This is a genomic window from Streptomyces sp. NPDC002643, from assembly GCF_053592555.1.
Map to the genome: position 1 here is coordinate 164,807 of NZ_JBSFVY010000022.1, position 10,299 is coordinate 175,105.

Annotated in this window: 7 protein-coding genes; 4 read left to right on the top strand and 3 right to left on the bottom strand. The window is 73.1% G+C overall.

Going from position 1 to position 10,299, the window contains the following annotated elements; genetic code table 11:
* Nucleotides 1-108: 108 nt before the first annotated feature.
* Nucleotides 109-1,200, bottom strand: a complete 1,092-nt coding sequence (rsgA, locus tag ACWD4G_RS30170; protein ID WP_451298922.1) for a ribosome small subunit-dependent GTPase A — start codon at nt 1,198-1,200, stop codon at nt 109-111.
* Nucleotides 1,201-1,531: 331 nt separating this feature from the next.
* The gene (locus ACWD4G_RS30175; protein ID WP_451298924.1) at nt 1,532-2,257 is read right to left on the bottom strand and encodes a GntR family transcriptional regulator; all 726 of its coding nucleotides are present in this window, start codon (nt 2,255-2,257) and stop codon (nt 1,532-1,534) included.
* 46 nt (nt 2,258-2,303) lie between these two features.
* Here ACWD4G_RS30175 and ACWD4G_RS30180 point away from each other — a divergent pair, with 46 nt between their 5' ends.
* The 4 genes from ACWD4G_RS30180 to ACWD4G_RS30195 all read left to right on the top strand — a co-directional run bounded on the left by ACWD4G_RS30180 (nt 2,304) and on the right by ACWD4G_RS30195 (nt 9,111).
* Nucleotides 2,304-5,318 carry an FAD-binding and (Fe-S)-binding domain-containing protein gene (locus ACWD4G_RS30180; RefSeq protein WP_451298926.1) on the top strand — a complete coding sequence of 1,005 codons (3,015 nt, stop codon included), beginning with the start codon at nt 2,304-2,306 and terminating at the stop codon, nt 5,316-5,318.
* 186 nt (nt 5,319-5,504) lie between these two features.
* Nucleotides 5,505-6,653: a Glu/Leu/Phe/Val family dehydrogenase gene (locus tag ACWD4G_RS30185; protein WP_451298928.1), complete on the top strand. Its 1,149-nt coding sequence runs from the start codon at nt 5,505-5,507 to the stop codon at nt 6,651-6,653.
* A gap of 5 nt (nt 6,654-6,658) precedes the next feature.
* Complete coding sequence (gene hglS, locus ACWD4G_RS30190; RefSeq protein WP_451298930.1) at nt 6,659-8,065, top strand: 2-oxoadipate dioxygenase/decarboxylase; 1,407 nt, start codon at nt 6,659-6,661, stop codon at nt 8,063-8,065.
* Between the two features lie 59 nt (nt 8,066-8,124).
* Entirely contained in the window at nt 8,125-9,111 is a 987-nt protein-coding gene (locus ACWD4G_RS30195; protein ID WP_451298932.1) for an ornithine cyclodeaminase family protein, read from the top strand.
* 142 nt (nt 9,112-9,253) lie between these two features.
* Here the strand turns inward: ACWD4G_RS30195 and ACWD4G_RS30200 are convergent, their stop codons facing one another.
* A complete protein-coding gene (locus ACWD4G_RS30200; protein WP_451298934.1) occupies nt 9,254-10,195 on the bottom strand; it encodes a LysR family transcriptional regulator in 942 nt (313 codons plus the stop codon).
* Between the last annotated feature and the right edge of the window lie 104 nt (nt 10,196-10,299).

Below are 10,299 nucleotides of genomic sequence, written 5' to 3' on the forward strand. Positions count from 1 at the left end.
CTGCGGCTGAGTGGGGGAACTGGTCACGCCCCGCGGCGGAGCCGCTGATGTCACAGCCCCGCGCCCTGAACAGCAGGGGGCTTGCCCCTGCTGTTCAGGGGCGGCCGGCTAGGCCCAGCGCCCGCGCTTCGCCTCCATCGCCGCCTTCCCCTCCGCCCCCTTCCTCTTCCACTCCTTGCGGATCTCGGCGCGCAGCCGGGCGTCGGTCTTGGCCACGATCCGCTGGTTCTCGCGGAGGAGCTTGCGATAACTGTCCAACCGCCGCTCGGACAGCGCCCCGGACTCGACGGCCGCAAGCACCGCGCACGCCGGCTCGGCGATATGCGCGCAGTCATGGAACCGGCACTCACCCGCCAGTTCCTCGATTTCGGCGAACACCTGCCCGACCCCGCTCTCGGCGTCCCAGAGCCCGACGCCCCGCAGCCCGGGGGTGTCGATGAGCACCCCGCCACCGGGCAGGGCGAGGAGGTTGCGGGTGGTGGTCGTATGCCGTCCCTTGCCGTCGACGTCGCGCGTGGCCTGGACGTCCATGACGTCCTCCCCGAGCAGCGCGTTGGCGAGGGTCGACTTGCCCGCGCCGGACTGGCCGAGCAGTACGGAGGTGCCATCGGCGAGGACGGCGGCGAGGACGTCGAGGCCGTCCCCGAGGGTGGAGCTGACGGTCAGCACGGGCACTCCGGGCGCGACCGACTCCACGTCCTCCACCAGATGCGCCGACGTCACCGCGTCCGGCACGAGATCGGCCTTGGTCAGCACGACCACCGGCTGCGCCCCGGACTCCCAGGCCAGCGCGAGGAAGCGTTCGACACGACCGAGATCGAGTTCGGCGGCGAGGGACACGGCGATGACGGCGTGGTCGACGTTGGCGGCGAGGATCTGCCCCTCGGACCGCTTGGAGGACGTGGACCGCACGAAGGCACTGCGGCGGGGCAGACAGGTCCGTACGTAGCGGGGGTCGCCCGCGGTCTCGACGGCGACCCAGTCACCGGTGCACACGACCCGCAGCGGATCGTGCGGCGTGACGAAGGCGGTGTCGGCCCGCACGAGCCCGTCGGCGGTGACGACATCACACTGCCCACGATCGACCCGCACGACCCGCCCGGCGAGCAGCCCTTCGGCGTCGTACGGGGAGAAGGCGGCCGCCCAGGCGTCGTCCCAACCGTAGGGAGCGAGGGCGGAGGTGAAAACGGAGGAACTCAAGGGAGAAACCCTTCACAAGGGTGGCCCCGGCGATCGCTGAGCGATCGAAGAATGTGGGTGTCAGCCGGAGACCACGGAGGTGGAATGGATGAACTTCCGGATGCGGGCAGCGCCCATCTCAACGACAGCCATCGGTCACACCTCCTGGTCCTGCTCAGCTGGCAACGGCAGCCGGCCGGCCACCGAGGGAACGGGACAGACCCTAGCTTCAGGCCCCGGCGGGACGCCACCTCTTTTCGTGCCGAGGAGCGCGGCGGTTCCGCACGCCGAGCGGGCAGGACGAACGCCGGTCACCGCCGACGGCCAGGGCGCCGGTTCGCGTGCCCCGTCGTCATCCGATGATCTCTCTCCAGAGGGCCTCGATGCCCGGGTCGTTCTCGGGGACGGCCGCGGTCTGAACCGCGAGGAGTCTGCCCGTGGCTTCCAGGTGGGCCCTCATGTCGTCGCGGGCCGTCTCCCCGTCACCTGCCGCGATGGCGACGAGCACCGGACGGTGTTCCGCGGCGACGGCGGGCAGGGAGCGCGCCGCCGTGGTGGTGCCCGGGCCGATGAGGCGGGTCCGGTCACGGAGGTCGCGGACGACGGCGGCCGCCTGGCTGTTGCCGGCCGCCGTGAGGATCGTGTCGTGGAAGGCCTGGTCGTGAACCCAGAAAGAGGCTTCGTCCGATGCGGCCGCCGCCTTCTCCATGGCTGTCATCGTCTGCCGGAGCCGCGCCGTCACCGCCGGGTCGCGGCGGGCGGCGACCCTGGCGGCGGCCGGTGGCTCCAGGGCGATGCGGATGGCGAAGATTTCCACGATCTGCCGGGCGGAGGGCACGGTGACGCGGAAGCCCCGGTTGCGTTCGAAGGCGACCAGGCCGGCCGCCTCCAGCTTCAGCAGTCCGTCGCGTACCGGTGAGCGGGAGATGCCCAGGGCCTCGGCCAACTGGTACACCGAGTAGAGCTCGCCCGCGCGCAGCTCGCCGCGGCGCACCATCTGCTGCACCTTCTCCATGACCTCGTCGGTGAGCGTACGGCGGGTGCCGATCCGTTCCTCGGTGCGCAGGGGGTCGGGCATGGCGTCATCCTACGGGAGCGGGAGCCGCCGATCGGCCACAGGTAACATGTTACGTGTGACTCCCCGAACTCCTCCCCTCCCTCATCCCACCGGTGCCGCACTGCGCCGCCGCCTGCTCCGCGCCGGGCTCCGCGACGTCCGCGTCGACGACACCACCCGCGCCGCCTTCTCCTCCGACGCCTCCCTCTACCGTGTGCTGCCCGCCGCCGTCGCCGTCCCCCGCGACGACGCCGAGGTCGCCGCCGCCGTCGATGCCGCCCGCGCCCTCGGCCTCGGTGTCACCGCCCGGGGCGCCGGCACCTCCGTCGCCGGCAACGCCATCGGCCCCGGACTCGTACTGGACTTCTCCCGCCACCTCGACGCGGTCCTCGCCGTCGACCCCGAGGCCCGTACCGCCCGTGTCCGGCCCGGTGTGGTGCACGCGTCGCTGCAGCGCGCCGCCGCCCCGCACGGGCTGCGCTTCGGCCCCGACCCCTCCACCCACACCCGCTGCACCATCGGCGGAATGATCGGCAACGACGCCTGCGGCTCCCGGGCCCTCGGCTACGGCCGCACCGCGGAGAACGTCGAGGCCCTCACCGTGATCACCGGCACCGGCGAAGTGCTGCGCACCAGCCGCCTGGACACCCCGCACACCGCCGACGGCTGCCCCACCCAGCGGCGCGAACTCAAGGCGCTCGTCGCCCGCGCCCTGGAACCGATCCGCACCGAACTCGGCCGGTTCCACCGCCAGATCTCCGGCTACGCCCTGCACCAGCTCCTCCCCGAGAACGGCTTCGATCTCACCCGCATGCTGGTCGGCAGCGAAGGCACCCTCGGCATCGTCACCGAGGCGACCGTGCGGCTGGTCCGTGATCCCGCCCACCGTGTGCTGGTGGCGCTCGGCTACCCCGACATCGCCACCGCGGGCGAGGCCACCGCCCTCGTCCTGCCGTACCGGCCCATCGCCTGCGAAGGGCTCGACTCGCGCATCGTGGACGTGGTCCGCGAGCGCAAGGGTCCTTCCGCCGTCCCCGACCTGCCGCGCGGTGCCGCCTGGCTCTTCGTCGAACTCGCCGGGGACGACCGCGCGGAACTCCTGGACCGTGCCGCGACGCTGGCGGCCGGCGCCGGCGCGCTGCGGCACCGTGTCGTCGCCGACCCGGCCGAGCAGGCCGCGCTCTGGCGTATCCGCGAGGACGGCGGGGGACTCGCCGGCCGCGCACCGTCCGGCCGCCCCGCCTGGGCTGGGTGGGAGGACGCCGCCGTACCGCCCGCCGAACTCGGCGGCTATCTGCGCGCCTTCGACGCACTGCTGGCCGAGCACGGCCTGACCGCCATGCCCTTCGGTCACTTCGGCGAGGGCTGTATCCACGTCCGGCTGGACTTCCCCCTCAACCGCCCCGACGGCCCGGCCGCCTTCCGGCGCTTCCTCACCGATGCCGCCGACCTGGTCGCAGCGCACGGCGGCACCCTGTCCGGCGAGCACGGCGACGGCCGGGCCCGCAGCGAACTGCTGCCGCGCGTGTACTCGCGACGCGTGCTCGGTCTCTTCGCCGAGGTCAAGTCGGTGTTCGACCCGGACGGCATCCTCAACCCGGGTGTACTCGTCGACCCCCGCCCGCTCGACGCGGACCTGCGCGTGCCGGCGGCCCGGCCGCCCGCGCAGCCGCTCGCCCTGCTCTACCCCGCCGACGACGGCGACTTCTCCGCGGCCGTGCACCGCTGCACCGGCGTCGGCAAGTGCCGTTCCGTCGCGCAGGGGCCGGGCACGGTGATGTGCCCCTCCTACGCCGCCACCCGCGAGGAGAAGGACTCCACCCGGGGCCGGGCCCATGTGCTGCAGGAGATGCTCAATGGCGAACTCGTCGGCGGCTGGCGCTCTCCCGCCGTGGCCGAGGCGCTGGACCTCTGCCTGGGGTGCAAGGGCTGTGCCTCCGACTGCCCGACCGGCATCGACATGGCCGCGTACAAGGCCGAGGCCCTGCACCAGAAGTACCGCGGCCGACCACGCCCCCGCTCGCACTACACCCTGGGGCGGCTCCCGATGTGGGCGAGGCTCGCCGCCCGGGCGCCCCGCCTGGTCAATCTCCTCCTGCGGACGCCGGGCCTGAGGCACCTCGCGCTGTTCGGCGCCGGCGTCGACGCCCGCCGAGGTGTGCCGCCCTTCGCCCGCATGACAGCTCGCGCTGCCGCCAGCGCCCTTAAGGGGCGCGGGGAACTGCGCGACCAGCCACGACGGCGCAGCAGCCAACCGACGACCCGGCACGGCCCTTCAAACGGAGCGCGTGACGACCGTCCCGTCATCGTCTTCCTGGACAGCTTCACCGAGCACTTCGCCCCCGAGGTCGCCGAGGACGTCCTCGCCGTGCTCGTCGACGCCGGCTACGCCCCCACCCTGACCGGCGAAGAGGTCTGCTGTGGCCTGACCTGGATCTCCACCGGCCAGTTGGACGAGGCCCGACGCCGCCTCGCCCGCTCGGTCGCCGCCCTGGACGACGCCGCCCGCGCGGGCGTGCCCGTGGTGGGCATCGAGCCGTCCTGCACCGCCGCGCTCCGGCACGACGTGGTCGAACTGCTCGGCACCGACGCCGCCCGGCGGGTGGCCGCGGCGACGCGCACCCTCGCCGAACTGCTTGTCGCGGACAGCGGTTGGACCCCACCCGACCTCACCGGCCTGGAGGTGGTCGCCCAGCCGCACTGCCACCAGCACGCCGTCGGTGGCTGGGACGCCGAGGCCCGGCTGCTCGCCGACGCGGGCGCGCGGGTGCGACGGCTCGGCGGCTGCTGCGGGCTCGCCGGGAACTTCGGGGTCGAGCGCGGCCACTACGAGGTGTCCGTGGCGGTCGCCGAGCAGCAGCTGCTGCCCGCCCTGGACGAGGCCGGCGCGGACGCGGTGTTCCTGGCCGACGGCTTCTCCTGCCGCACCCAGGCCGCCGACCTGCGCGACCGCACCGGATTCCACCTGGCCCAGCTGCTGCGCGGCGCCGCCCGCGGCGACCTGCCCACACCGGTGGCCCCGGCCGCGCTGCCCGCTCCGTCGGCGGGCCCAGCTCGTCAGCGTCTCGACGGCCGTTGGTGACACCACGGCCGGACCCCCTTCGTTCCGTCCCCCTCGGCACGCCGAAAGCCCTGGTGGCGCAAGCCCTCCCGGGACATAAGGATCGCTGATGGTCACCCGCGACAACCGTGTGCTCGATCCCCTGTCCCGGCAGGTGCGAGACGGCAATCATGAAGGCTCTCGCCGACGCCTGAGGAGCGTGCAGCCTTGCCGAACGACACTTTCGACCTCATGGACGAATGGGGCCCGGAGAAAGTGGTCTGCGTCTCCGACCGCCGCACCGGGATGCGGGGAGTCCTGGTCCTCGACAACACCGCCCGCGGCATGGGCAAGGGCGGCACGCGGATGAGCTCCGACCTGCGTGTGCTCGAAGTCGCGCGGCTGGCACGGGCCATGACCTGGAAATGGGCCGCCGTCGACCTCTTCCACGGAGGAGCGAAGGCGGGCATCCTCGGTGACCCGAACTCCCCGGACAAGGAACGCATCCTGCGCGCCTTCGCCCGCGCCCTGTCCAACGAGGTGCCCAGCGAGTACGTCTTCGGCCTCGACATGGGCCTCACCGAGACCGACGCGGCGATCTTCCTGGACGAGCTGGGCGACCGCGGCGCCGCCGTCGGTCTGCCGCGCGCGCTCGGCGGCCTGCCCTACGACGAGCTGGGCGTCACGGGCTACGGCGTCGCCGAGGCCACCGACGCCGCCGCCCAGAGCCTCGGGATGACCGTCGCCGGCGCCCGCGTCGCCCTGCAGGGCTTCGGCGCCGTCGGTCTGGCCACCGCGCGCCGGCTGACCGAGCTGGGCGCCGTCGTGGTCGCCGCGTCCACCGCGCGCGGCGCCGTCCTCGACCCCGACGGGCTGGACATACCCCGCCTGGCGGAGCTGCGCGCCGCCCACGGCGACGACTGCGTGCTGGAGTACGGCGGCGCCGTCGACACCGACGCCGTACTCACCGCCGACGCCGACATCCTCGTCCCGGCCGCACGCGAGGACGTCATCGACAAGGACCTGGCCGGCACCACCTCCGTACGCCTCGTCGTCGAGGGCGCCAACCTGCCCACCACCCCCGCGGCGCGCGACGTGCTCCACCGGCGCGGCATCGCCGTGGTGCCCGACTTCATCGCCAACGCGGGCGGCATCATCGCCGCCGCGCACTCCATGGACGCCCGCTACTCGCCCTTCACCGTCGACCCCGACGACGTCTTCCCCATGATCTCCGCCAAGATGCGCGCCAACGCCGCCACCGTGCTCGCCGAGAGCGCCCGGCACGACGTACCGCCGCACCACGCCGCCCAGCTCCTCGCCCAGGAGCGGGTGCGCGAGGCGATGCGGCTGCGCGGCCAGTACACCCCCGGAAGGTGAAACCCATGCGCTTTGTCGATTCCACCGAGTTGCGGGCCGGCTTCGCGACGCGCCTGTCCACGCTCTACGGCACGGAAGTACCCGCGTACACCACGCTGGTCGATGTCTCGCACCAGGTGAACCAGCGGGTCATGCGGCGTGACCCCGAGGCCGCCCAGCGACTGGGCACCATCGAGCGCGTCACCGCCGAGCGGCACGGCGCCATCCGCGTCGGCAGTCCCACCGAACTGGCCCAGGTGGCACGGATCTTCGGCGCGCTCGGCATGCACCCCACCGGCTTCTACGACCTGCGCGACGCCCACCCGCGGCCGATCCCGGTGATCTCCACGGCCTTCCGGCCCACCGACCGGGCCGAGCTGGCCCGCAACCCGTTCCGCGTCTTCACCTCGATGCTGGTGCCCGAGGACCGAAGGTTCTTCGACGACGACCTCGCACAGCGGCTGCGCACCTTCATCGGCGGCCGCCGCCTCTTCGACGACGAACTCCTCTCCCTCGCCGATCGCGCCGAGGCCAAGGGCGGTCTGGAGGAAACCGACGCCGACCGTTTCCTCACCCTCGCGGCCGCCGCCTTCGCGCTCTCCCCGGAGCCAGTGGACCGGGCCTGGTACGCCGAACTGGAGCGCGTCTCCGATGTCGCCGCCGACATCGGCGGTGTCACCTCGACCCACATCAACCACCTCACCCCGCGCGTGCTGGACATCGACGACCTCTACGCCGAGATGAGCCGCCGCGGCATCGCGATGATCGACCGTATCCAGGGTCCGCCGCGCTGGGAGGGCCCCGACGTGCTGCTGCGCCAGACGTCCTTCCGCGCCCTGTCGGAGCCGCGCCGCTTCCGCGAGGCGGACGGCGGCGTCCGCGACGGCGAACTGCGGGTGCGCTTCGGAGAAGTCGAGGCACGCGGTATCGCGCTCACCCCAGCCGGCCGCGATCTGTACGAGCGGCTGGTGGCCACCGTGGACGAGCGCGTCGCCGCCCGGCCGCAGGACGACCGCCCGGATGTCGCCGCCGAGGTGTGGCGCGAGGGGATGCCGCGCACCGAGCGCGAACTCGCCGAGCGGGGGCTGGCCTTCTTCACCTACCGCGTCCGTGAGGACCGCCCGGCCGACGCGCCGTCGGCCACCACGTCCGCCGCCGAGCTGATCGCGGGCGGCTGGGTGGATCCGCGGCCCATCGTCTACGAGGACTTCCTGCCCCGCTCGGCCGCCGGTATTTTCGCCTCCAACCTCAGCGGCGGCGGCCGCGTGGACGCCGAACAGGGCGGCGCCGAGCGCGACATGGCCTGGCTCTCCGGCGCGATCGGCCGCGAGATCAACGTACCCGAGGAGCTGTACCGGGCCGAGAGCGAGGCGTCGCTGGAGGCGGCGCTCGGCGAGCTCGGCGCCGCGCCCCGGCCCGCCTCGCACACGTAGGGAGCGCCCATGAGCACGCGTAGGGAGTCAGTCCTCATGAGTACGTGTAGGGAATCCTCATGAGCATCCCGCCGATCCTCGTGCTCAGCGAGGCCGACGTCCGCCGTGTCCTCACCGTCGACCTGGCGGTGCGATCCCAGCGGGAGGCGTTCCGCGCGCTGGGCTCCGGCGAGGCGGTGCTGCCCGCGCGGCTGCTGCTCGACGGAGCGGACGGAGCCGTCGCGTTCTGCTATGCGGCCCGGGCACGGCCGGACAGTCCGGCGGTGAGCAAGTTCGGCAGCCTCAACCCCGGCAATGACGCGCTCGGGCTGGCCGCGATCAACGCCGCGGTGACCGTGCTGGACGCCGGGACCGGGCTGCCGGCCGCCATCATGGACGGCACCAGCATCACCGAGATCCGCACGGCCGCCGCCTCCGCCGTCGCCGCCGAGGCGCTGGCTCCCCGCGCGAGGCGGCTGGGCGTGCTCGGCACCGGCGTGCAGGCCTCCGCACATGTGCGCGCGCTCGCCGCCACCCACAACCTGGAGTCGGTACGGATCTGGGGCCGCGACGCCGTCCGCCGGGCGGACGCGGTGGCGAGGCTGCGCGACGAGGTCGGCTGCGAGATCGAGGCGGCCACCGACGCCCGTGACGCCGTCGCCGCGGCCGATCTGATCGCGCTCTGCACCACCAGCACCACACCGGTCATCGAGAGCGAGTGGCCGGCGCCCGGTGCCACGGTGATCAGCGTCGGGGCGTTCGCGGCCACTCGGTTCGAGTACCCGCGAGACCTGCTGGAGCGGGCCGATGTGATCGTGGTGGACGATCGGGAGACCGCCCGTGAGCACGCCGGCCCGGTCGCCGCGGCGCTGGCCGACGGCAGCCTCGCCGACAGCGCCGTCCAGACCCTCGGCGAGGTACTGGTCGGCACGAGGCCCGGCCGCACCGAACCGGGCCAACTGGCCGTCCACACCTCGGTGGGCATCGGCGTGCAGGATGCGACCGCGGCCGGCGCGGTACTGTCCGCCGCCCGGGAGCTGGGCGTGGGCAGGCTCATCGAGCTTTGACGCCCTCTCCCGCCCGTCCGGCGGTAGGTCCGACAACTACGCGGTAGGTCCGACAACTACGTTGTGGGCAAGAGTTCGGTAGCGGGCCGGCTCGTCGAACCGCGACGGGGCGGGGCGGGCCACCAGCCCGGCCGCCGTTTCGTCATGGGGTCGCCGAGGTGGCGACGATGCCGATGCCGCCGACGGCGGTTTCGCGGGCGGAGGTGTGCAGCGCGGCCAGCATGGTCCGCCACACCCCCTCGGTGGCGGCCGGCGAGCGCAGCGCCACCACCTGACGGTAGGCGTCCGGGTGGGCGAGCGGGGTGCAGGTGACCCCCGGGCTGGGCACGTACCCGAGAGCCGGCACCACGGCTACGCCGAGCCCGGCGGCCACCAGGCCCCGCAGCACGGCGTAGTTGTTGCTGTGGTACGCCACCAGCGGCTCGAAACCCGCCACCGCGCACAGCCGGCGCAGCATTGAGGCGCCCGACGTGCCGGGCCGGGTGGTGATCCAGGTCTCCTTGGCCAGCAGTTCGATCGACGGCCGGTCGCCGCCGTCGGTCAGCGGATGGCCGGTGGGGGTGAGCAGCAGCAGATCCTCGGTGAGCAGTTCCTCAGCGCACAGGCCCCGCGGCCAGCGCCGGGGCACCAGTCCGTAGTGGTAGACCAATACGACGTCCAGCTCGTGGCTCTCCATCATCGGCAGCAGCTCGGTGGGCTCACCCTCGTCGAGTTGCACGTCGACCCTCGGGTGGTCGGCGGTGAACGCCGACAGCGCTCGGGGCAGCAGACACTCGCTCGCGGTGGGGAAGCTGCCCAGCCGCAGCCGGCCCACCGCGCCGTCGAGCAGCAGCGCGATGTCGTCCTCCAGAGCCCGCAGACTGCCCAGCGCCTCCAGGGACCGCTGAGCGATGAACTCGGCCGTCGTTGTCGGCCGGACGCCGTGCGCGCCCCGCTCGAAGAGAGGGGCGCGCACCTGCCGTTCGAGCGCGGACATCTGCTGGGAAACAGCCGAGCCGGTGTAACCGAGCTGACGGGCCGCGTCGGCGAACGAGCCGGTGCGCAGCACCGCCTGCAAGGTATGCAGATGGATGGGATTGAGCATAAGGAACACTACTGAGCTTGAACTCGTGGTGTCGGAGTGAGTTATCCGGGTCCGAGGGCGAGTCCAGTTTCTGCGAGGCAGCCGTCGAGTAGGGCGGGGCGGTA